We start from the raw sequence: 21,706 nt of genomic DNA on the forward strand, positions 1-21,706 counted from the left end.
GGGCGGGTTCAGGCCTGCTCGGCCTTCTGGGGCTGCCGAAACCGGTTGGGCGCCAGTGCGCCAGCCGTGTCCAGGATCGGGTAGGCGATGGAGCAGATGTGGGAGTTGATGCGTTTCAGGTCGCTGATCAGGTCGATGTGCAGGGAACTGGTTTCCAGGCTTTGCAGCGTGTTGGCCGACAGCCGGCCCAGGTGGGAGGTGGCATAGGCGCGTTCCAGGTCGCGAAAGCGCGCTTTTTCTTCCAGCAGTTTCTGCGCGTCGTGCACATTGCCGTTCAAAAAAACGCTCATGCCCAGCCGCAGGTTGTCAATCAGCCGGTCATGCAATTCGGCAATTTCGGCCATGCCGGCCTCCGAAAATTGGCGGCCGGGCTTGATCTTTTTGTCCTCAATGTCAATCAGCACGCGCTCTATGATGTCGCCGATCTGCTCCATGTTGATGGTGAAGCTGATGATGTCGGTCCAGCGTCGGCTTTCCTCTTCGCCCAATGCCTCGCGCGAGATTTTTGTCAGGTAGTACTTGATGGACGAGTACAGCTCATCCACCATGTCGTCCATCTTGCGCAGGTCTCCCGCCAGCTTGAGGTCATCTTTCTTGATGACTTCCAGCATGCCGCGCAGCATGGTTTCGACCACATCGGCCTGGTACAGCGCCTCGCGTGCCGCGCACGAAATTGCCAGGGAGGGCGTTGACAGGGCCGACGGATCCAAGTGGTGTGGCCGGCCACTGGAAGTCGTTTTGTCGGGCTTGGGCAGCAGTTTTTCAACCCAGCGTGCAATCTCCTGTGTCCAGCCGATAAACACCAGGCCCACCAGCAGATTGAAGGTCAAATGAAACAGCACCACCACGGTGGCAGGCTCGCCGAGGTAGGGTTGCACATGGTGCAGCCACAGGCCCACAAGTGGTGCGGTGATGGCCACGCCCAGCAGCTTGAACAGTAAATTGCCCAGCGGCACCTGCCGCACTTCAACGGCAGCGCGCAGGGTGGTAATCACGGCCAGCAGGCCGCTGCCCAGATTGGCACCCAGCACCAGGCCCAGCGCCACGTCGAGGGGGATTACGCTGGATGCGGCCAGCGTGGCCGTGAGCAGCACAATCGCCAGGCTTGAATAGGACGCGACCGCCAAAACCGCGCCTACCGTGATTTCAAGCAGCCGGTCACTGCTCAGCGATGCGAGCAGGGCCTTGACGGCAGGCGCCTGCGTCAGCACTTCGGTGGACGCCGTGACCAGCCGCAGCGCCAGCAGCATCAGGCCCAGGCCAATCAGAACGCGGCCAAAACGGCCGGTGTTGGTGTCTTGCCTTGAGATGAACAGCACCACGCCCACGAAGATGAAGAGCGGCGACAGCCAGGACAAATCAAACGAGAACACTACCGCCATCACGCTGGTGCCGATGTCCGCGCCCAGCATGACGGCCAGTGCCAGCGGCAGGGCGACCAGGCCTTGCCCGACAAACGAGGAAACAATCAGCGAGGTGGCGGTGCTGGACTGCACCAGCGCGGTGACGCCTATGCCGGAGACGGCTGCCGCATAGCGGTTACTGATGCTGCGCGCCAGCACATGGCGCAAATTGGCGCCGAACACCCGCAGGATGCCGGTACGTACAAGATGGGTGCCCCAGACCAGCAGCGCAATCGCCGCTAAAAGATTCAACAAGTGCTTCATAACTTCAGGCGCCACTATACGCCCTCGGGCCCTGCGCTTTGCCGCAAGGCCTAGTCCGAAGCCTAGTCGATGAGCTGCCCGTCCTCGTGAAAGGGAAAGGGGCCCTCATAGCGCCCGCTGGCCACTGTGTGACTGATGAGCCGTCCGCCGTCGGGAAGGGCGTGCAGGCCAAAGCCGGGCGGCTCCAGTGTCCAGGCCGAGGCGGCGTCGGGCGCCAGGTCCAGGCACACCTGGTGCGCGGGCGAGGGAATCGTCATCGCGACCGTGCCGCCAAAACGCACCTGGATGCTCCGATGCAAATGGCCGCAGACGATGCGCTCCACATTCGGGTGTTTCGCCACCAATGCCTCCAGCGCGTCTGCGCCTTGCAGCAGGCCGATCTCGTCCATGTGGCCGATCAAGGTGGGGAACGGTGGATGGTGCATGGCGATGACTACCGGCCGGTCGCGGTGTTGGTCCAAGGTCTCGGTCAACCACTGCAGGCGCTCGGCGCACAGGCCGCCGTGGCTGGCGCCGGGCACCACCGTGTCGAGTGCCACCAGCTGCAGGCCGCCCACGGCCACGCTGAACTGCACAAAGCCGCTGTCGCCCAGGTAGGCGTGGTCGGCAAAGACCTGGCGCATCTGTTCACGGTCATCGTGGTTGCCGGGCATCAGGTAGATCGGCATCGTGAGCGGCGCCAGCAGGCTGCGCAGATGGGCGTATTCGGCGGCGCGGCCAAAGTCGGTCAGGTCGCCAGTGAGGACGATGGCGTTCGGTTGCTGCGGCAGGCGCAGGATGGTGTCCACCGCCTGCTGCAGATAGGGGGCGGTGTCCAGGCGGCCATAGGCCAGGCGGCCGGGTTCGCGGATGTGCAGGTCGGAGAGTTGGAGTAGCAGGGTCGTCATACAGCCTCCTCGCAGGGCATCAGGCGTTCGGGGACGATGCGGATGCCCACAGTGTCGCCCACTTGGGCCGGGTGGTCGCGTGGCACTTCGGCCTGCAGGAGTGCTTGGTCGGTCAGCGACAGGGTCAGCTGTACCCGGTCGCCCAGAAAGCTGCGGCGCTGTACCACAGCCTGGCCGGCGCCGGACTGCAGCGGGCCGATCTCGATGTCTTCCGGGCGCACCAGCAGCGCGCTCTGGCCGGCGCGGGCAGGGGGGCATTCCAGCAGCAGACCACCCAGCGGCAGCAGGTTGCGCATCAGCGCCTGGGTGTCACGTTTGAGCGTATTTACCCGGCCCAGAAAGGCCGCCACAAACGGGTGGCCGGGACGGCGGTACAGGGTCTCGCCATCGCCTACCTGCACGATGCGGCCGGCCTGCATCACCGCCAGGCGGTCGGCGATCGCCAGCGCTTCCTGCTGGTCGTGCGTGACGTGGATGGCGGTGATGTGCAGGCGCCGCAGCAGTTCGGCCAGCTCGTCGCGCAGCGATTCTTTCAGCTTGGCGTCGAGCGCGGTCAGCGGCTCGTCGAGCAGCAGCACGCGCGGGCGCACCGCCACTGCGCGGGCCAGGGCCACGCGCTGGCGCTGGCCGCCGGAAAGCTCGGCCGGGCGCTTGTTCTCCAGGCCGCCCAGGCGCACCAGATCGACCAGTTCGCCGACGGTGCGGCGCTGTTCATCTAAGGGCACGCCGCGGATGCGCAGGCCGTAGCCGATATTCGCCGCCACCGACATCTGCGGAAACAGCGCGTAGTGCTGGAACACCATGCCGATGCCGCGACGCTCGATGGCCAGTGCCGTCACGTCTTCGCCGCCGAACAGGATGCGGCTGCCTGCGTCGGGTGTTTCCAGCCCGGCGATCAGGCGCAGCAAGGTGGTTTTGCCGCAGCCCGAGGGGCCGAGCAGGGCCAGCACTTCGCCGGGCTCTATCGAGAGCGTGGTGGGCTGCAGGCCGCGCGTGCCGTCGGCATAGGTTTTGGCGCAGTCGATCACGTCCACACGCGTGCGTTCAAGTTCCATGGTGTTTCTCAATCAAATGGGCTAGCCATTGCAAGCCCCACAGGACGGGCAGGATGACCAGCAAAAAGACCAGGGTGTAGGCCGAGCCGATCTCTATGCGCATCGACGCATAGCTGTCTGCCAGGCCGACCGGCAGGGTGCGCGTCAGCGGCGTGTGCAGCATCCAGGTCAGGTTGAATTCGCCGACCGACAGGGTGAAGACCATCAGGCTGCCGGCGACGATGGCGGGCAGCACGGCGGGCATCAGCACGCCGATGAAACGCTGGCCGAAGCTGGCGCCCAGCGAGCGCGCGGCTTCCTCCAGCGCCAGCAGTTCGTGGCGCCGAAACGCTGCGCCCACGGTGCGCACCATGAAGGGCAGGGTGAAGACCAGGTGCCCGACCAGGATGAAGGCAAAGCTCTGGCGGAATTCGCGCAGCTGCCCGTAGGCCAGGATCAGCGCCAGCGCGGTCGCCAGGCCGGGCACGGCCACCGGCAGGGTCAGCAGCTCTTCGAACAGCCGCGCCCAACGCGAACGGCTGCGGGCCAGCGCATAGGCGCAGGGCACGCCCAGCAGCAGGCTGCCGGCGACGCACAGCAGGGCCAGCAGCAGCGACGCGGCCACGGTGCCGCCGTACACGTCCAGCACCTCGCCGATCCAGCGCAGGGTCAGCCCGCTGGCCAGGCCCGTGCTGTAGTTGTTAACCAGGCCGGCCAGCACCGACAAGGCGATGGGCGCGAGCATGAAGACGCTGACCAGCGCGGTCAGCGCCAGCAGCAAGGGAGGGATTTGTCGTGGATGGGCCATGGTTTCAAGCTCCGGCGGCGGCAGGGCCCGCCGCATGGCGCGCCAGGAACAGGCTCAGCCAGGTGATGATGCCCAGCGTGATCGACAGGCTGGCGGCCAGCGCGAAGTTGGCGTAGTTGGTGAACTCGTTATACAGCGTGATGGGCAGCACTTCAAATTTGCTGGCCAGCGTGAACGCCGTGCCGAAGGCGCCCATGGATGTAGCAAAAACAATAGCGCCACACGCAAGCGTGGTCTGCGCCAGCTCGGGAATCCATACATCTCTGGCGACGCGCCAGCGGGAGGCACCCAGCGATCTAGCTGCCTCTTCCAGCTGCGGGTCCATGGCCGTTGCCGCCGCGGTGTAGGTGGCGATGGCGCGCGGCAGCGAGAAGTACAGATAGCCGAAGAACAGGCCGGTCAGTCCATAGGCAAACGTGGTGCGGCCCAGGCCCAGCCATTCCGTCACGTCGGCCACCAGGCCCTGGCGGCCGCCGAGCAGGATGATGAAGAAGCCGATGATCACGCCGGGAAACGACAGCGGCAGGGTCAGCAGCGACAGCAGCAGCGGCTTGCCGGCAAAGCGTTGCCGCGCCAGCGTGATGCCGACCAGGCCGCCGAGCACCAGCGTGGCTAGCGTGACCGCCAGCGACAGGCCCAGCGTGTTGAGCAGGCTGTGCAGATAGCGGCCGTCGGTCAGCACCGCGAAATAGGTGGCCCAGCCTTTTTCTGCAGGCAGGGCGAACAGGCGCACCACCGGCAGCAACCAGAACGCGCTGAAGAAGGCCGCGGCCGGCGCCGCGCAGGCGCCCAGCAGGCGGGAGGTGGAAGACATGCGGAGCGCCATGGTGCAGGCTTACTGCACGTCTTTCAGGTAGCGGTCCGAGAAGCCCTTTTGCACCGCGGCCATCTTGCCGTAGTCCACCGTCTTGGCGCGGGCGTACTCGCTGGCGGGCAGGAAGCGGGCCTGGATCTCTTTCGGCATCGCATTGGCGCGCACCGGGCGCAGGTAGGCATTGGCCCAGAGCGCCTGGCCTTCGTCGGACAGCACGAAGTCCAGCACCTTGTGGGCATTGTCGGCGTGCGGCGCGTTGGCCACCTGGCTCATCACATAGGGCACGACCAGCGTGCCTTCGGCGGGGATGACGAACTGCACATTCGCCTTGTCCTTGTACCTGGCGCGGTAGGCGTTGAAGTCGTAGTCCAGCAGGATGGCGATCTCACCCGACAGCACGCGGGCATAAGCGGTCTGCTTGGGCACGATGGGTTCGTTCTTCTGCAGCGCCTTGAAGTAGTCGATGCCGGGCGTGAAGTTGTCCAGCGTGCCGCCGCGCGCCTGGTTCACCGCCACCGCGCCCACGTAGCCGACGAAGGCGGATGCCGGGTCCAGGTAGCCGATCAGGCCTTTGTAGTCGGGCTTGAGAAGGTCTGCCCAGGACTTCGGAACCGGCTTGCCCTTGAGCGCATCGACGTTCACCATGAAGCCCATGGTGCCGGAATGGATGGTGAACCAGTGGCCTTGCGGGTCTTTCAGTCCTTCGGGAATATCCGCCCAGCCGGCCGGTTTGTAGGCCGTGACCACGCCCTCTTTTTGCGCCTGGATGGCGAAGGTCACGCCCAGGTAGGTCACGTCGGCCACCGGGCTGGCTTTCTCGGCCACCATCTGCGCCAGCGACTGGCCGGAGTTCTTGTTGTCCGGCGGCACGGTGATGCCGGTCTTGGTCTTGATGGCCTTGATCTGGCTGGCCCAGTCGGCCCATTCGGGCGGGCAGTTGTAGCAGATGGCGTTTTGCGCGAAGGCGCTGGCGCCGACGGCCAGGCCGAATGCCAGCAGCGCGCCGCGGGCACAGCGGTGCAGGATATGTTTCAGTGTCTTTCGCATGGGAGAACTCCGTTCAAAAGGTTGGTGAGGGAACAACGGGAATGAAATTAATGGGTCGCCGCATCGGGCGCCGTGCACGACTCGCCGGTGCGAAAGGCGTGTGCCAGGCAAATGCTGGCGGCTTGCGTCAGGGGCGCCCCGCCCGCCAGCGCCTGAATCAGCAATTCCACGCTGCACCGGCCGATATCGGCGTTGGGCTGGGTGATGGTGCTGAGCATGGGCGTCAGGTCTTCGCCCAGTGCGATGCCGTCAAAGCCGGTGACGCTGAGGTCGCGAGGCACGGACAGGCCTGCCAGGTGTGCCGCGCGGATGCTGCGGATGGCCAGCAGATCGTTGGAGCAAACCAGTGCCGTGGGGCGGGGCGTGCGCCGCAGGACGTCGCTGATCTCCTGGACGGCGGTCTGAACAAAAGGCACTTCCAGCAGGCTGGAGCCGTCAAGGCCGGCCGCCTCCATGCCGCGCACAAAACCGCGGCGACGCTGTTGTGCACGGTCAGACGCTGCGAGCTGGCCGCTGACCAGGGTGATGCGGCGGTGCCCCAGGCTGGCCAGCCGCGCGACCAGGTCCGCCACGGCCTGTTCGCTGTCGACCGACACGCAGGGATGGTCGGGATGCTGGTTGTAGGCCAGCACATAAGGCATGCGGGCATTGCACAGGCGCGCCAGGGCCAGCGAAGTGGCCGGGTTGGAAACGACCAGAATCATGCCGTCGGCATTGCCGGCCATCAGCAGGTTGACGGCCCGGTCTTCCAGTTCCAGCCGATAGTCGGTGGTGAGCGGAAGAATGGCATAGCCTGCGGTGGTGGCCGCCTGCGCAATGCCCTCCAGGCATTCGGCAAAAACCGGGTTCAACAGGGTGGGCAACACAATGCCCAGCACGCGGCTTCGCTGCGTGCGAAGGGTGCGGGCGCTCGCGTTGGGCACATAGCCGAGCGCGCTGGCTGCCTTCTGCACGTGTTCACGCGTGGCGGGCGTGACTTTCCCCGGCGTATTGAATACCCGCGACACCGTTGCCACCGATACGCCCGCCTTCACCGCAACGTCCTGAATGCTCATGCAATCCCCGAAAATGTAATCGTTTACATTTTTAGATGGAAATATGGCACTGTGATGACATGCGGGCAGGCCCGCGGGAAGCGATGCGCTTGGAGCGCCGCCGGATTAAGAACTTGTCCGGGAATAATTTGGGGTCGCGCAAGTGGATTTTCGGGATGAGCTGCTAGGCGCAAAATCCAAGGTAAGGCTACAGCCTTACCTGATTTTGCAACAACGCAGATCGCCCGCAAATCCACTTGCCCTTCGGGTTGGGGCGCAATCGGGCGATTTGACTACCAAATCCCTTGCATGGGCATGAGCCCATGCGGAGTGATGTTGGCAGCCAACTCATCCCGATTGCGGCCCAACGCGACCCCAAATTATTCCCGGACAAGTTCTTATATCAACGTGTTCGTCGCACCCGAAGCAATTCGTCCAGGATCAGGCAGATCGCGCCTAGGGTGATGGCGCTGTCGGCAAGGTTGAAAGCCGGGAAGTGCCAGTTGCCATGGTGAAAATCCAGAAAGTCCACCACATAGCCGTGCAGGGTGCGGTCAATCACGTTGCCGATGGCGCCGCCCAGAATGCAGGCCAGTGCAAACGAGAACAGTTTTTGCCCGGCATGCGACTTGAGCAGCCACACGATGAAGAGGGCAGCGGCGATGCCGATGACGGTGAAAAACCAGCGCTGCCAGCCCGATGCGGACGCCAGGAAGGAAAACGCCGCGCCGCTGTTGTGCACGCGCACCACGTTGAAGAAACTGGTCACATAGGTGGCGTCACCCAGGCGGTAGTAGCCCAGGATCAGCACCTTGGTGAACTGGTCGGCAATCAGCAGCAGGAGCGCCAGGCCCAGCCAGGGCAGCATGGCGCCGGATATTTTGGTGGCGGTGGCTTTGGCCATATCAATGCCCGCCCGGCCGCCCGAAGGGCATTGGGCGCCCCTTGAGGGGACGGCGAACGAAGTGAGTGTGGGGGCTGGTCATATCAGGCGAATTTCCTGTCTTCACCGGCACCGTACAGGTTGCTGGTGCAGCGGCCGCAAATCGTCGGGTGCGCGGCGTCATGGCCCACGTCGTCGCGGTAATGCCAGCAGCGCTCGCATTTGGTGGCTGAACTGGCGCTCACCCTTGACTGCAGGGCGCTTCCAGCTACCAAATCAATAGCGGATGTGATGAACACAAACTTCAGGTCCTCGCCCAGGCCGGCCAGCAGGGCGTGGTCGTCGGCGTTGACTTCCAGGGCCACATTGGCCTGCAATGACGAGCCGACCTTGCCGTCGGCGCGCAAGGCCTCGATGTCCTTGTTGACCGCGTCGCGGATCTCGCGGATGCGCGACCACTTGGCCAGCAGGGCATCGTCCTGCGGCTTGAAGTCGGCATAGGTTTCCAGGAAGATGGATTCGGACTGGCCAAACACCTTCCAGGCCTCTTCGGCGGTAAAGCTCAGGAAGGGCGCCATCCAGCGCAGCATGGCATGCGTGATCTGCCACAGCGCGGTTTGCGCGCTGCGCCGTGCCAGTGATTTCGGGCCCGTCGTGTAAAGCCGGTCTTTCAGGATGTCGAGGTAGAAGGCGCCCAGGTCTTCGCTGCAATAAATCTGCAGCTTGGAGACCACCGGATGGAATTCATACACCTCGTAGTGCGCCAGGATGTCGGTCTGCAGTTGGGCCGCGCGGCTCAGCGCGTAGCGGTCTATCTCCAGCATGTCTTCATACGGCACGGCGTCTTTGGCCGGATCGAAATCGCTCACGTTGGCCATCAAAAAGCGCAGCGTGTTGCGGATGCGGCGGTAGGCGTCCACCACGCGGGCCAGGATTTTGTCGTCAATGCCCAGGTCGCCCGAGTAATCGGTCGACGCGCACCACAGGCGGATGATTTCGGCGCCCAGCTTGTCGCTGACCTCCTGCGGCACCACCACATTGCCCTCGCTCTTGCTCATCTTGCGGCCCTTGCCGTCCACCGTGAAGCCGTGGGTCAGCAAGCCCTTGTAGGGCGCGTGATCGTACATGGCGCAAGCGGTGAGCAGTGAGGAGTGGAACCAGCCGCGGTGCTGGTCATGGCCTTCCAGGTACAGGTCGGCCGGCCAAGTCGACTGCGCGGCGTGGCTATGCCGCAGCACGTGGTCGTGCGTGGTGCCCGAGTCAAACCACACGTCGAGGATGTCGGTGCTCTTGATGTAGTCAGGGGCGTCGGCGCCTATGATGGATTCGGCGCTGGCCTTGCTCCAGGCCTCGATGCCGCCGGCCTGCACCATGTCGGCGGCCTGGTCCATGATCTCCATGGTGCGCGGGTGCAGCTCGCCGGTGGCGGTGTGGATGAAGAAGGGCAGGGGCACGCCCCAGTTGCGCTGGCGGCTGATGCACCAGTCGGGCCGGCCGGCAATCATGCCCTGCAGGCGCGCCTTGCCGTTTTCCGGGTAGAAACTGGTTGCCTCGATGGCCGCCAAAGCCAGCTGGCGCAGGGTCTTGCCGGCCTTGTCCTTGGTGAAGACGCCTTCGCCCTCATCCATGCGCACAAACCACTGGGCTGCGGCGCGGTAAATCACCGGCGTCTTGTGGCGCCAGCAATGCGGGTAGCTGTGAACGATGTCATGGGTGTCGAACAGGCGGCCATGCTCGCGCAGCTTCTCGATGATCAGCGGCGCGGCTTTCCAGATGTTGAGGCCGCCGAACAGCGCCAGCTCATCGACATAACGGCCGTTGCCCTGCACCGGGTTCAGGATGTCGTCGGAGCTTATGCCATTGGCGATGCAGGAGTTAAAGTCTTCCACGCCGTAGGCGGGCGAGGAATGCACGATACCCGTGCCGTCGTCGGCGGTGGCGTAGTCGGCCAGGAACACCGGGCTGAAGCGGTGGTAGCCCTGGTTTCCGTTCTCGTCTTTCACGTCATAAAACGGGTGCATGAACTTCAGCAGCGCCAGGTTTTTGCCCTGCGTGGTGGCCAGCACGGTGCCGGCGAGCTGGTAGCGCTCCAGGCATTTCTCGACCAGTGACGCGGCCAGCAGCAAAATGCCGCGCTCGGTATCGACCAGCGCGTAGTCCAGCTCGGGGTTGAGATTCAGCGCCTGGTTGGCCGGGATGGTCCAGGCGGTGGTGGTCCAGATCACTGCGAAGGCGTCCTTGGCCAGGCTCTTCAGGCCAAAGGCGGCGGCCAGCTTATTGGGCTCGGCGCATTTGAAGCCGACGTCCAGCGTCTGCGATTTCTTGTCGGCGTATTCGATTTCAAACTCAGCCAGCGATGAGCCGCAGTCAAAACACCAGTACACGGGTTTCAGGCCGCGGTAGACAAAGCCGCGTTCCATGATGCGTTTGAGCGCGCGGATTTCCTGGGCTTCGTTGCCGAAGTCCATGGTGCGGTAGGGATTGTCCCATTCGCCCAGCACGCCCAGGCGTTTGAAGTCGGCCATCTGGCCGGCGATCTGCTCGGTGGCAAAGGCGCGGCTTTTGGCCTGCACTTCATCGCGCGGCAGGTTGCGCCCGTGCAGTTTTTCAATGGCGTTTTCGATGGGCAGGCCGTGGCAGTCCCAGCCCGGCACATAGATGGCGTCCAGGCCCTTGAGCTGGCGCGCCTTGACGATCATGTCCTTGAGGACCTTGTTGACGGCATGGCCGATGTGGATCTTGCCGTTGGCGTAGGGCGGGCCGTCATGCAGCACAAACTTGGGCGCGCCGCAGCGTGCGTCGCGCAGTTTTTTGTAAATGCCCTTGTCTTCCCATTCCTTGACCCAGCCGGCCTCGCGCTTGGGCAGGTCGCCGCGCATGGGGAAGGGGGTATCGGGCAGGTTCAGGGTGCTGCGGTAATCGGGTTTGGTGTCAGACATGGGATGCTTTTGTTGAGGGCGGCCTGAAGAGGCAAGGCTGCCGGAAAGACGGGGCGGGAAGAAAGCCGTTCGCCGACAATGCGGGAGGCGAAGACAAGGGCCAGGCGACGAGATCGTCTAAATTCGGTCGCGCGTGGTCTGGCGGCTGGTTTCCGTGTGCATCGAGGCTGAAAATGACTGGGCAAAAAATGCCCGTGCATCGTCACAGTCCTTGGCAATCCCCGCTTTGAGGCTGTCCAGACCGTCGTATTTCAGTTCGTCGTGCAGTTTGTGTAGCAGTTCCACGTGAATGATTTTACCGTATGCCCCTTCCTCACCCAGGCTGGCGGGCCAGTCCAGGCAATGCGTTTCGAGCAATACCCGGCCGCCGTTGACGTCGTCAGGGTCGATCGAGGGGCGGATGCCCAGATTGGCGACCCCGGGCAGGGGCGCGCCGGACAAGCCGTACACCTGCACCGCAAAAATCCCGCTGGCGGCCGGTTTCCAGTGGCTGAAGCGCAGATTGACGGTGCGAAAACCCAGGTCGCGGCCCAATTTGCGGCCATGCACCACATGGCCGGAGATGCTGTAGGGCCGGCCCAGCAGGCCGGCCACCTGCCCCATATTGCCCTGCGCCAGGGCCTCGCGCACGGCCGAGCTGGACACCCGGGTGCCGTGCACCTCGTAGCTGTTCATGCGGGCGACGTCAAAACCCAGGCGCTCGCCGGCCGCGTCCAGCATGGCGTAGTCGCCTGCGCGTTTGACGCCAAAGCGGAAATCATCGCCCACCAGCACATACCTTGTGCCCAGTCCACGTACCAGCACGTCCTGGATAAAGGTTTCGGGCGGCTGCGATGACAGCCGTGCGTCAAAGGGCAGCACCACGCACTGGTCTATGCCGCAGCGGGCCAGTTCGGTGAGTTTGTCGCGCAGGGTGGCAATGCGCGCGGGCGCGATTTCGGGCTTGCGGGCGACGGCGGCGAAGTAGTCACGCGGATGCGGCTCAAAGCTCAAGACGCAACTGGGCACACCGCGGTGCTGGGCCTCGTTCTTAAGCAGCGCCAGCATGGCCTGGTGGCCGCGGTGCACGCCATCGAAATTGCCGATGGTCAGGGCGCATTGAGGCGCCAGTTGGGGGTGTTGGTAGCCGCGGAAAACTTTCATGGGACTAATTATCGTTTTTATAGCGTCGGCACTGCGTTGGATTGGGCCGGGAAATGAAGGGCTCGCGATTTGAACCTGTTTGTCACCAATTAGCGGTATATTGGGTAAACCGACAGCTTGATACCGCGTTTCCATCTTTATGGAGGTTCGTTTTGAAGGTCCTGAAACTCTCAGCCCAGGGGTTGCCACAATCGTGGATCAGCCTCGAACAGGCCGTATTGCACTACGCGGCCGATGAAGTGCGCTGGGAGATGGGCGCGCGTATCGCCACCTTTCACGGCGGCCACAACGCGATCACGGGCAACCAGTCCATCATCACGGTCAACAGCATCATAGGCACCAAGGGCGTGCCCAACATCAACCCGTTTGAGCTGAAGCCGGGGCTGACCAACAGCAAGCTGTTCACGCGCGACCGCAATGTGTGCGCCTACTGCGGCGGCCATTTCTTTGAAGAACACCTGACGCGCGAACACATCATTCCCTTCGCCCAGAACGGCATCGACAGCTGGATGAATGTGGTCACGGCCTGCCGGCCCTGCAACCACCGCAAAAGCAGCCGCACGCCCGAGCAGGCCCACATGCCGCTGCTCTACACGCCTTATGTTCCCAGCCTCTGGGAAGACTTCATTTTGCGCAACCGCCGTATCCTGGTCGACCAGATGGAGTTTTTGATGGCGCATGTGCCCAAGACCTCGCGCTTGCTCAGTTAGTGGCTCTTTGTGGACGTGGAAAAGCTTGGCGCAGGGCCGAAATTCGCCGGTTGTCCATGGTTGAGTGAGGGTTTTCCCTTGCTTCGACTTGCGTCATGATCGTTCGAGAGCGACCTTCCGGCCTGCGCCTGTTTTTCCTGCTGCGCGGTTCGGTGCTGCCAAGAATTCGAAGCGCCTTGCTGGTCAGTACGCTGAGCGCCATCCTGGTGACGATTGCCCACGGCAATTTATTCACGGTGAAGATCACGCTGACGACCATTCCGTTCACGCTGATCGGTTTGCCGCTGGCCATTTTTCTGGGCTTTCGCAATTCCGCCGCCTTCGACCGTTACTGGGAGGGGCGCAAGCTGTGGGGCGAGCTGGTGCACAGATGCCGTTCGCTCTCCAGGCAGTGCCAGAGCTTCATGGCGCCCGCAGGCCTGCCCGGCCAGGCGCCTGCCGTCGATGCCATGCACCAGCGCATCGTCTACCGCGCCATCGCCTATGTGCATGCCCTGCGCCTGCAGCTGCGCGACCAGCGGGATGGCAGCGAGCTGCGGCGCTGGGTCCCCGAGGCCGAGTGGCCGGCCATTGAAAAGGCCTGCAGCAAGCCCGACGCGGTGATGCTGCAAATCGGCAAGGAACTGGGGCAGTGCCAGCAACAGGGGCGGATTGACGCCTGCCTGGCCGCCACCATAGACGCCACGCTGTCGTCCATGACGGCGGCGGCGGCGTCCTGCGAGCGCATCAAGAGCACCCCCGTGCCTTTTTCCTACACGTTGCTGCTGCATAGAACGGCTTATCTGTATTGTTTTTTGCTGCCCTTCGGCCTGGTGGACACCATCGGTTTCATGACCCCCTTTGTGGTGGCCATCGTGGCCTACACCTTCTTTGGACTCGATGCGCTGGGCGATGAGCTCGAGGAGCCCTTTGGTCTGGAGCCCAACGACCTGCCGCTCGATACCCTGTGCCGGACCATAGAGATCAACCTGCTGGAATCGCTGGGTGAAACCGCACCGGCCGAGCTGGCGCCGGTGGGCTACCGCCTGACCTGAGACGCCTGGGCGACCGGGCTGCCTGGGCCCGGTGGTCGTTTCAGGCGAAAACGCCTGCCGTGTCCTGCATGCGCGCAGACACTTCGCCGAGCTGGTGCAGGGTGTCGCCAAACGTCAATTCGAGCTGGGTGAGCTTCTTGAAATAGTGGCTGACGATGTACTCGTCGGTCACGCCGATGCCGCCATGCAGCTGCACCGCCTGCTGGCCGACAAAGCGCATGGAGACGCCCAGCTGGTACTTGGCGCGGGCCAGCGCCCGGCGGCGCTCATCGGTCGCCTCATTGAGCTTCAGGGCGGCGTAATAGCTCATGGAGCGGGCCAGTTCGAGCTGCATCTTCATGTCGGCGATGCGGTGGCGCAGTGCCTGGAAGCTGCCAATGGCCACGCCGAACTGTTTGCGCGTGTTCAGGTACTCCACGGTGATCGCCAGGGTCTTGTCCATCACGCCCACGGCTTCGGCGCAAACCGCGGCGATGCCGATGTCAATGCCATGCGCCAGGGCCGCCAGGCCGTCGGTGGTGAGCAGCGTTGCCGGCGCATGGCTGAGCCTGAGGTCGGCGGCGCGTCCGCCATCCTGCGTGCGGTAGCCGCGGGTGCTCACGCCGGTGGCGCTGCGCTCCACCAAAAACAGCGCCATCCGGCCATTGGCCATGGCGGGCACGATGAAGGCATCGGCCTGGTCGCCCACGGGGACTATGTTTTTTATAGCGTCAAGCGACCAGGTGTCGCCGGCTGGCGTCGCTTTTGCTTCACATTTTTCAAAATGGTAGCGGGCGGCGCGTTCCTGGTAGGCCAGCACCACCAGGCTTTCGCCGGCGGCGATCCGGGGCAGCCAGACCGATTGGAGGGCCTGCGGCGCGTAGCCGGACAGCAGGCCACCGGCGATCAGCGTCTGGGCGAAGGGCTCCAGCACGATGCCGCGCCCGAGTTCTTCCATCACCACCATGCCGTCGACGGGGCCCATGCCTAGGCCGCCATGCTCCTCGGCAATGTAGAGGCCGGGCAGGCCCAATTCGGCCAGTTCGCCATAGGCTTGGCGTGAGAAACCACCGGCCTTGGTGATGCTGCGGCGGCGCTGGAAGTCGTAGCCCTTGTCCACCCACTTGCGAACCGCGTCGCGCAGTTGTTCCTGGTCGTCTGTGAAATCAAAGTCCATTTTTAATCCTTGCGTAGCCTTGCTGAAAGCCCCCTCTCGGAGGGGGTGCGGGGGAGCGGTCCTGTTTCGCAAAGCGAAAAATCGTCGCCATCCCGGAACAGTTTTTTAGCTCAATACCGTCTGAGCGACGATATTTCGCTGCACTTCATTGGAGCCGCCGTAAATCGTGGTTTTGCGCAGGTTGAAATAGGTTGAGGCCAGGGGGGCGTTGGCCGCCAGGCCACCGGGGAAGTCGCCTTGCCAGCCGGCTTCCATGGCTTCCTCGATGAAGGGCAGGCTGTAGGGGCCTGCCGCCAGCATCATGAGTTCGCTGTAGCGCTGCTGGATTTCGCTGCCGCGGATCTTCAGCAGGCCGGCAATGTCCAGCGAATTTTTGCCGGACTTTTCGGCCGAAAGCACACGCAGCACCAGCATTTCCAGCGCCACGATATCGACTTCCAGCCTGGCAATTTCATCGCGGAAACGCAGGTCCTCGTAAACGCCTTCGGCCTTGGCGATGCGCTTGAGGCGCTCGAGTTCGCGCTTGGAGCGGTTCACGTCGGCGATGTTGGTGCGCTCATGGCTGAGCAGGTGCTTGGCGTAGGTCCAGCCCTTGTTTTCCTCGCCGATCAGGTTCTCGGCCGGCACTTCCACGTTGTCGAAAAAGACCTCATTGACTTCGGCCTCGCCGTCGAGCAGCACGATGGGGCGTACCGACACGCCGGGCGACTTCATGTCTATGAGCAGGAAGGAGATGCCGGCCTGGGGCTTGCCTTCGGTATTGGTGCGCACCAGGCAGAAAATCCACTCGCCGTATTGGCCCAGCGTGGTCCAGGTTTTCTGGCCGTTCACGATATAGACGTCGCCCCGGCCCGGCAGGGTCTTTCTTTCAGCGCGGGTCTTCACCGAGGCCAGGTCGGAGCCCGAGCCCGGTTCGCTGTAGCCCTGGCTCCACCAGACGTCGCCGCTGGCAATGCCGGGCAAAAAGCGCTGTTGCTGCTCCGCATTGCCGAAGGCCATGATGACAGGCGCGACCATGACCGGGCCAAACGGAATGATGCGCGGTGCGCCGGCCATGGCGCATTCTTCTTCAAACAAATGCTTTTGCACGGCGTTCCAGCCCGGGCCGCCGAACTGTTGGGGCCAGGCATAGCCTAGCCAGCCCTTTTTGCCCAGAATCCTGGCCCAGCGCTGCAGGTCGTCACGCGACAGGCGCAGAGCGTTGTGCACCTTGTGGGAAATATCGGCCGGCAGGTTGGCATGAACCCAGGCGCGAATTTCTTCGCGGAAGGCCTGTTCTTCGGGGGTGAAGCTTAAATCCATGAAAATGTCTCCTGTGCGGTGTTTTTAGCACGATCGTTCGCGGCCTGCTGTCAGGCTTGAGACAGGCCCAGCTCCTTGTGCAGGGCGGCCAGCTGGCCCTGAAGCTGCAAGACCTGGGATTCGAGCGCTGCGATGCGCTGTTGCAGGCGCTCGGCCTGGCCCAGGGAAATCGGCTCCGTCTCCGGATCCATGTCCATGGCGCCGTCGCCCGAACTGCGCTGCGCCGGTTGAAGCGTCTCACCGCAAAGTGTGTGCGCCCAGCGCTGCTCCCGCATGCCGGCGGCCCGGGGCAGCTGCAGCACCATGGTGGCGCCACTGTCTTCGCCGCGGGCCTTGAGCTCGGCCAGGGTGTCTTCCACGCTGGCGATGTCGGCGAATTTGTACCAGCGCTCGCTGCTGGTGCGCAGCTCGCCGGGCGTTTGCGGCCCGCGCAGCATGAGCAAGCCCAGCAGGACGGCCTGTGGCTCATTCACACCGAAGCCGCGCTGGAAGTTGTGCTCAAAGCGCGGCACGCGGGAGGAGGCGGCTTCAAACACCAGGCTCTGGGCCTTGAGCGTCTCAAGCGCGGCCTGGGCCTGGGGCTCGCTGAGGTCCATCACCGGGTCGCGGCTGGTTTTCTGGTTGCAGCCCAACAGCAGGGCGTTGAGCGACAGCGGGTAACTGTCGGGCACGGTGCGGGCTTTTTCCATCAGGGTGGCCAGCACGCGGGCTTCGATCAGGGTGAGTGCTCTCATGGGGATAATCCGGAAGTAATGAAAAACATCGTGATCTTAATTTCCGGAGGCGGCTCCAACATGGCAGCCATCGCCCGGGCCGCACAAAAAGAAGCCTGGCAGGAAAAGCGCGGCCTGCGCATTGCCGCGGTCATCAGCAACCAGGCCGACGCACCGGGCCTGGCGCTGGCCAAAAACCTGGGGCTTTCTACCGATGTGTTGTCGCACAAGTCGTTTGACTCGCGCGAGGCCTTCGACGCTGCCCTGATGGCTTGCATTGACCAGCATGCCCCGGCGCTGGTGGTGCTGGCCGGCTTCATGCGCATACTCACGCCAGGCTTTGTGCAGCATTACGCGGGCCGGCTGATCAACATCCATCCCTCGCTGCTGCCGGCCTTCACCGGGCTCAACACCCACCAGCGCGCCATCGATGCCGGCTGCCGGGTGGCGGGCGCCACCGTGCACCAGGTCACGGCCGAGCTGGACCATGGCGCCATCCTGGCGCAGGCGGCGGTGCCCGTGTTGCCGGGCGACACGGCGCAGACGCTGGCGGCCCGCGTGCTGACGCAGGAACACCTGATTTTTCCGCAGGCCGTCCGCTCTTTTTTTTGAGCGCTCCACCTGATGGGTGGGGGCCCGCCCGCGCGGGCGCGGCTTGGCTTTTGTTCGCCTGTTGCTTACGTCGCCTTCAGCGAATGCAGCGCGGCCCTGACGATACTTTGCGCATTGACGCCAAAAAATTCGCGCAGGGCGGCGCGCGTGTCGCTGCGCCCGAAGCCGTCGGTGCCCAGCGTCAGGTAGCTGCGGCCTGCCGGCAGGAAGGCGCGAATGCTTTCGGGCACGGCGCGCACATAGTCGGTGGCGGCGATGATGGGTCCCTGGCTGGCCTGCAGCTGCTGTGTGATGAAGGCTTGCGTCTCGGCTTTCTCATCGTTCAGTGCAGCCTGCTGGCAGGCCGCGCCGTCACGGGCGAGCTCGCTCCAGCTGGTCACGCTGTAGACCGTTGCCGCAATGCCTTGTTCGGCCAGCTGCTGCGCGGCCTTGATCACTTCCGTGAGGATGGCGCCCGAGCCCAGCAGCGTCACATTCTTAAGCGTTTCAGGGCTCTGGCCCTTGTCGGATGAGCGCAGGTAGCTATTGAACTGATAGCAACCGCGAATGATGTCGGCCTCGGCGCCGGGCCGCAGGTCGGGCTGGGCGTAGTTCTCGTTCATCATGGTGACGTAATAAAAAACGTCTTTTTGTTCCACCATCATCTCGCGCATGCCGCAGTCGATGATGACCGCCAGTTCGCAGGCAAAGGCCGGGTCATAGGCCTTGCAGTTGGGAATGGTCGCGGCGATCAGGTGGCTGCTGCCATCCTGGTGCTGCAGGCCTTCGCCACCCAGCGTGGTGCGGCCCGAGGTCGCGCCCAGCAGGAAGCCGCGTGCGCGCTGGTCGGCGGCGGCCCAGATCTGGTCGCCCACGCGCTGAAAGCCGAACATGGAGTAGTAGATGTAGAAGGGCAGCATGGCCAGCCCATGCACGCTGTAGCTGGTGGCCGCGGCCGTCCAGCTCGCCAGGGCGCCGGCTTCGCTGATGCCTTCTTCCAGAATCTGGCCGTCGAGCGCCTCGCGGTAGCTGAGCACCGAGCCTATGTCTTCGGGCGCATAGCGCTGGCCCACGCTGGAGTAAATGCCGACCTGCTTGAACAGGTTGGCCATGCCAAAGGTGCGCGCCTCGTCGGCGACGATGGGCACGATTTTCGGGCCCAGCGCCGGGTCTTTCAGCAGGCCGCCCAGCATGCGCACAAAGGCCATGGTGGTGCTCATTTCCTTGCTATCGGCGGCGAGTGCAAAGCTGGCGTAGGAGGGCAGGGGCGGTATGGCCACCAGGTCTGCCGCCGTCTCGCGCCGGGGCAGGTAGCCACCCAGCGCGGCGCGCTTGGCATGCAGGTACTGCATTTCGGGGCTGTCGGCGTCGGGTTTGTAAAAGGCGATGTGTTTGGCCTGCTCGTCGCTGAGCGGCAGGTTGAAGCGGTTGCGAAATTCCAGCAGATCGCTTTCGTCGAATTTCTTTTGCGAATGCGTGGTCATCTTGCCCTGGCCGGCGCTGCCCATGCCATAGCCCTTTTTGGTGTGCGCCAGGATCACCGTGGGCTGGCCCCGGTGATTCGCCGCGGCCGCGTAGGCGGCGTGGATCTTCACCAGGTCGTGGCCGCCGCGTTTGAGCCGGTCGATCTGCTCATCGGTCATGCCTTGGGCCAGGCGCGCCAGTTCTTCGTTCTGGCCGAAGAAGTTGTCGCGGTTGAAGCGGCCATCCTTGGCGGCAAAGGTCTGCATCTGGCCATCGACGGTGTGGGCGAAGGCCTGGGTCAATGCGCCCGTGAGGTCGCGTGCAAACAGGCCATCCCAGTCGCTGCCCCAGACCAGCTTGATGACATTCCAGCCGGCGCCGGCAAACAGTTTTTCCAGCTCGTCGATGATGCGGCCGTTGCCGCGCACCGGGCCGTCGAGCCGCTGCAGGTTGCAGTTGACCACCCAGACCAGGTTGTCCAGCCCCTCGCGTGCGGCCAGCGTCAGCGCGCTCATGGACTCCGGCTCGTCCATCTCGCCGTCGCCGAACACGCCCCAGACCTTGCGGCCCGCGCAATCGAGCAGGCGCCGGTGCGTGAGGTAGCGCATGAAACGCGCATGGTAGATCGAGCTGATCGGGCCTATGCCCATGGAGCCGGTCGGGAACTGCCAGAAATCCGGCATCAGGTAGGGGTGAGGGTAGCTGCACAGGCCCTGCGCATCCTGGCCGGGCGCGGTGAGTTCCTGGCGGTAGTGCCCCAAGTCTTTTTCGCTCAGGCGTCCTTCGAGGTAGGCACGCGCATACACGCCTGGTGCGCTGTGCGGCTGGAAGAAGACCAGGTCGCCGCGGTGCTGGCCTTCACCCACGCCTTCGCGCGCGTGAAAGAAATGGTTGAAGCCGGTTTCAAACAGGTCGGCGGCGCTGGCGTAGCTGGCAATGTGGCCACCGAGCTCGGCCGAGCCGCCTGTCTCGGCCTGGTTGGCGCGCACCACCATGGCCAGCGCGTTCCAGCGCATCAGCGAGGCCAGCCGTTCTTCCAGCGCCAGATCGCCCGGAAACACCGGCTGCTCGTTCACGCCTATGGTGTTGATGTAGGGCGTGGACAGCTCGGGCTGCCAGCCTATGCGCCGGGCGCGGGCAAGCCGGCTTAATTCGTCCAGCATCTGGCGCGCGCGGGCCGGGCCCTGGGTGGCGGCCAGGGCTTCAAATGCCTCGCGCCACTCCGCAGTTTCCTGCGGGTCGGGATCGGGCGTCGCGTTGAAGGAGGCGTCGGCTTGCATCAGAAGGTGCTGGGGTGTGGCGTGGTTCATGGCGCTAACCACTTTACGCATTTTGAGGCGGGAGATGTTGCTTTAATATGGGGATGAAGCTATTCATGGCGGCATAAAATTCTGCGGAAATCAAATTTTACGAACAATGCAGCTTGATAATTTGGATTTAAAGATTCTTGATGAGCTTCAGCGCGACGGCTCGCTGTCCAACGTCGAGCTGGCCCGGCGCGTCCATTTGAGCCCTTCGCCCTGCCTGGCGCGTGTCAAGGCTTTGCAAGCCGCCAAGGTGATAGACCGCTATGTGGCGATTGCCAGCGCGGCGGCGCTGGGCTTGGGCCTGAACGTATTCATTTCCATCAGCCTGCGCTCGCAGAGCAAGGAATCGCTGGCCGAGTTCGAGCGGCGCATCGCCGAGCATGACGAGGTGATGGAGTGCTATTTGATGAGCGGCGACAGCGACTACCTGATCCGCGTGGCGGTGGCCGATATAGGCGCGCTGGAGAAATTCATCCTGGAGCAGCTCTCGCCGATTCCCGGCATTGAGAAAATCCGGTCGAGTTTTGCGCTTAAGCAGGTGCGGTATAAAACTGCGTTGCCTTTGCCGCGGGGTGGGTAGTTTGGTGCTGGTTGGGCGTGGCTGTTGATGAAATTGGCGTTCTGCCCAAGTGAAATATGCGTAAACAGCTATTGAATTGATAGCGAGTTGGCTTTGCTGAAGGTGGCTGGCCGGGGGTAGCCCGGCGGCTACTCACTTTCTTTTGCTTCGCCAAAAGAAAGTAAGCAAAGAAAAGGCGACCCTACTGTCTGCGACCCTTCGCTGCGCTACGGGCACCCTGCGGTGCTCAGTCCAGCCGGGGTCTCGTGCAAACTCGCCTGCGGCTCAAACAAGCACGAGCCCTGATCCGTCTGGCCCTGCGCTCCTCAGCGCATACAGAAAGGGTAGAGGGCAGAGAAAAACCAATACCAACAGCCAAATTCCGCAGAACGCGCCATGCGCGTTCTGCTCCCCGATCCCGATTTCTTTGTTCCAAACCCGTCCTGGCTGGGCCGAGCAGCGCAGATGGAGGCGGGATCAGGGCCGCAGTTGTTTGAGCCGAAGGCGAGTTCTGCGGACCCCCGCCGGAATCGAGCAGCGCAGGGTGCCCGTAGCGAAGCGTAGGGACCCAGACTGCGGGTCGCCTTCTCTTTGCTTACTTTCTCTTGGCGAAG

Annotated in this window: 18 protein-coding genes; 4 read left to right on the forward strand and 14 right to left on the reverse strand. The window is 63.6% G+C overall.

Annotation, left to right across the window (positions count from 1 at the left end):
- Positions 1-8: 8 nt before the first annotated feature.
- From PJE01S_RS18595 to PJE01S_RS18640, 10 genes are all read right to left on the reverse strand, one after another.
- Entirely contained in the window at positions 9-1,667 is a 1,659-nt protein-coding gene (locus PJE01S_RS18595; RefSeq protein WP_068835147.1) for a Na/Pi cotransporter family protein, read from the reverse strand.
- 62 nt (positions 1,668-1,729) lie between these two features.
- Positions 1,730-2,554 (reverse strand): phosphodiesterase, encoded by an 825-nt coding sequence (locus tag PJE01S_RS18600; RefSeq protein ID WP_068835148.1) that lies wholly within the window; start codon positions 2,552-2,554, stop codon positions 1,730-1,732.
- On the reverse strand, positions 2,551-3,609 hold the full coding sequence (locus tag PJE01S_RS18605) for an ABC transporter ATP-binding protein (RefSeq protein WP_068835149.1): 1,059 nt from the start codon (positions 3,607-3,609) through the stop codon (positions 2,551-2,553). Before PJE01S_RS18605 ends, PJE01S_RS18600 begins: the two co-directional genes overlap by 4 nt.
- Positions 3,599-4,396, reverse strand: a complete 798-nt coding sequence (locus PJE01S_RS18610) for an ABC transporter permease (protein WP_068835167.1) — start codon at positions 4,394-4,396, stop codon at positions 3,599-3,601. The genes PJE01S_RS18605 and PJE01S_RS18610 overlap by 11 nt, the downstream gene beginning before the upstream one ends.
- Positions 4,397-4,400: 4 nt before the next feature.
- On the reverse strand, positions 4,401-5,210 hold the full coding sequence (locus tag PJE01S_RS18615; RefSeq protein WP_068835168.1) for an ABC transporter permease: 810 nt from the start codon (positions 5,208-5,210) through the stop codon (positions 4,401-4,403).
- 21 nt (positions 5,211-5,231) lie between these two features.
- Positions 5,232-6,257: an ABC transporter substrate-binding protein gene (locus PJE01S_RS18620; protein WP_068835150.1), complete on the reverse strand. Its 1,026-nt coding sequence runs from the start codon at positions 6,255-6,257 to the stop codon at positions 5,232-5,234.
- 47 nt (positions 6,258-6,304) lie between these two features.
- Positions 6,305-7,312 carry a LacI family DNA-binding transcriptional regulator gene (locus tag PJE01S_RS18625; protein ID WP_068835151.1) on the reverse strand — a complete coding sequence of 336 codons (1,008 nt, stop codon included), beginning with the start codon at positions 7,310-7,312 and terminating at the stop codon, positions 6,305-6,307.
- 382 nt (positions 7,313-7,694) lie between these two features.
- On the reverse strand, positions 7,695-8,195 hold the full coding sequence (lspA, locus tag PJE01S_RS18630; protein WP_068835152.1) for a signal peptidase II: 501 nt from the start codon (positions 8,193-8,195) through the stop codon (positions 7,695-7,697).
- 83 nt (positions 8,196-8,278) lie between these two features.
- Complete coding sequence (gene ileS, locus PJE01S_RS18635; RefSeq protein ID WP_068835153.1) at positions 8,279-11,113, reverse strand: isoleucine--tRNA ligase; 2,835 nt, start codon at positions 11,111-11,113, stop codon at positions 8,279-8,281.
- Positions 11,114-11,230: 117 nt separating this feature from the next.
- Entirely contained in the window at positions 11,231-12,256 is a 1,026-nt protein-coding gene (locus PJE01S_RS18640) for a bifunctional riboflavin kinase/FAD synthetase (RefSeq protein WP_068835154.1), read from the reverse strand.
- A gap of 152 nt (positions 12,257-12,408) precedes the next feature.
- On the opposite strand from PJE01S_RS18640, the gene PJE01S_RS18645 reads away from it, so the two are divergent.
- Together PJE01S_RS18645 and PJE01S_RS18650 are read left to right on the forward strand one after the other, a co-directional pair.
- The gene (locus tag PJE01S_RS18645; protein ID WP_068835155.1) at positions 12,409-12,966 is read left to right on the forward strand and encodes an HNH endonuclease; all 558 of its coding nucleotides are present in this window, start codon (positions 12,409-12,411) and stop codon (positions 12,964-12,966) included.
- A gap of 95 nt (positions 12,967-13,061) precedes the next feature.
- Positions 13,062-14,000 carry a bestrophin family protein gene (locus PJE01S_RS18650; RefSeq protein ID WP_068835156.1) on the forward strand — a complete coding sequence of 313 codons (939 nt, stop codon included), beginning with the start codon at positions 13,062-13,064 and terminating at the stop codon, positions 13,998-14,000.
- Positions 14,001-14,040: 40 nt separating this feature from the next.
- Here PJE01S_RS18650 and PJE01S_RS18655 read toward each other — a convergent pair whose 3' ends face one another.
- From PJE01S_RS18655 to PJE01S_RS18665, 3 genes are all read right to left on the reverse strand, one after another.
- Positions 14,041-15,156: an acyl-CoA dehydrogenase family protein gene (locus PJE01S_RS18655; RefSeq protein WP_068835157.1), complete on the reverse strand. Its 1,116-nt coding sequence runs from the start codon at positions 15,154-15,156 to the stop codon at positions 14,041-14,043.
- Between the two features lie 105 nt (positions 15,157-15,261).
- Complete coding sequence (locus tag PJE01S_RS18660) at positions 15,262-16,458, reverse strand: acyl-CoA dehydrogenase family protein (RefSeq protein WP_068835158.1); 1,197 nt, start codon at positions 16,456-16,458, stop codon at positions 15,262-15,264.
- Positions 16,459-16,508: 50 nt separating this feature from the next.
- Positions 16,509-17,192 (reverse strand): YceH family protein, encoded by a 684-nt coding sequence (locus tag PJE01S_RS18665; protein WP_068835159.1) that lies wholly within the window; start codon positions 17,190-17,192, stop codon positions 16,509-16,511.
- Positions 17,193-17,210: 18 nt separating this feature from the next.
- Between PJE01S_RS18665 and purN the strand changes: the two genes are divergently transcribed.
- Positions 17,211-17,783, forward strand: coding sequence for a phosphoribosylglycinamide formyltransferase (gene purN, locus PJE01S_RS18670; protein ID WP_068835160.1), 573 nt, complete (start codon positions 17,211-17,213; stop codon positions 17,781-17,783).
- 65 nt (positions 17,784-17,848) lie between these two features.
- Here purN and mdeB read toward each other — a convergent pair whose 3' ends face one another.
- On the reverse strand, positions 17,849-20,536 hold the full coding sequence (gene mdeB / locus PJE01S_RS18675) for an alpha-ketoglutarate dehydrogenase (RefSeq protein ID WP_068835161.1): 2,688 nt from the start codon (positions 20,534-20,536) through the stop codon (positions 17,849-17,851).
- A 106-nt stretch (positions 20,537-20,642) separates the two neighbouring features.
- Here mdeB and PJE01S_RS18680 point away from each other — a divergent pair, with 106 nt between their 5' ends.
- On the forward strand, positions 20,643-21,113 hold the full coding sequence (locus PJE01S_RS18680) for an Lrp/AsnC family transcriptional regulator (protein WP_068835162.1): 471 nt from the start codon (positions 20,643-20,645) through the stop codon (positions 21,111-21,113).
- The last annotated feature ends 593 nt before the right edge of the window (positions 21,114-21,706 follow it).

The organism is Polaromonas jejuensis NBRC 106434 (genome assembly GCF_001598235.1).
GTDB classification, from domain to species: Bacteria; Pseudomonadota; Gammaproteobacteria; order Burkholderiales; family Burkholderiaceae_C; genus Polaromonas; species Polaromonas jejuensis.